This is a genomic window from Amycolatopsis sp. NPDC000009, from assembly GCF_055563465.1.
Window position 1 is genome coordinate 1 of sequence record NZ_JBVHDI010000048.1, and the last position, 1,041, is coordinate 1,041.

Annotated in this window: 1 pseudogene; it reads left to right on the forward strand. The window is 66.1% G+C overall.

Features of this window, described 5'->3' with window-relative positions:
- Positions 1-141 precede the first annotated feature (141 nt).
- Positions 142-1,019 (forward strand): annotated as a pseudogene (locus ACZ3HL_RS44770) (IS5 family transposase).
- Positions 1,020-1,041: the final 22 nt, after the last annotated feature.

Sequence of the window (1,041 nt, forward strand, 5' to 3'; positions counted from 1 at the left end):
TAGGGCCTGTATCGAAGTCTTCTTCAGCAGGTTGAGCTGGTGTGGGCGTGTCGGTGATGGAAAGTAGGGAGGTCTCCGGTAGTTGGTTCGTCGACCAAGAAGAACCTGAACATCACCGGAGACCTCGTGGACACCTTAGCGGTGACGAGGCGGTTCGACCTGACCGACGAGCAGTGGGCAGTGCTGGAGCCGTTGCTGCCCGCGCCGTCACGACCGGGTCGGCCGTCGTTGTGGAGCAAGCGGCAGTTGATCGACGGGATTCGGTGGCGGGTCCGCACCGGTTCCCCGTGGCGGGACATGCCACCGGGATATGGGTCCTGGGCAGCGGTTTATGGGTTGTTCCGACGCTGGCAGCGTGCTGGTGTCTGGCAGGCGATCCTGACTTCGTTGCAGGCCGCGGCTGAGGCGGTCGGGCGGATCACGTGGGATGTCAGCGTGGATTCCACGATCGCCCGGGCGCATCAGCATGCGGCGGGTGCCCGGAAAAGGGGGATCTGCAGGCCGAGCCGCCCGGCGGGATCACCACCGAGCCTGATGATCACGCGTTGGGCCGGTCTCGCGGTGGGTTGACCACTAAGCTGCATCTGGGGTGTGAGCAGGGGCAGAAGCCGTTGTCGATCGTGCTGACCGCCGGGCAGCGTGGCGACAGCCCGCAGTTCATTCCGGTTCTGGCCGGGATCCGGGTGCCCCGCCCGGCCGGTGGCCGGCCCCGCACCCGCCCGGATCGTGTCCTTGCCGACAAGGCCTACACCTCGAAGGCCAACCGTGCTCACCTGCGCGGGCGCGGGATCAAGGCGACTATTCCGAGCAAGGCTGATCAGGACTCTCACCGCAAGGCTAAAGGGTCGAAGGGCGGCCGGCCACCGGCCTTCGACCCCGAGACCTACAAGCAGCGGCACGCGGTGGAGTGCGGCATCAACCGGCTCAAACGCCACCGTGCTGTGGCCACCCGCTACGACAAACTCGCCGTCCGCTACGAAGCCACCGCGCACATCGCCGCGATCAACGAGTGGCTCTGAACTACTTCGATACAGGCCCTAG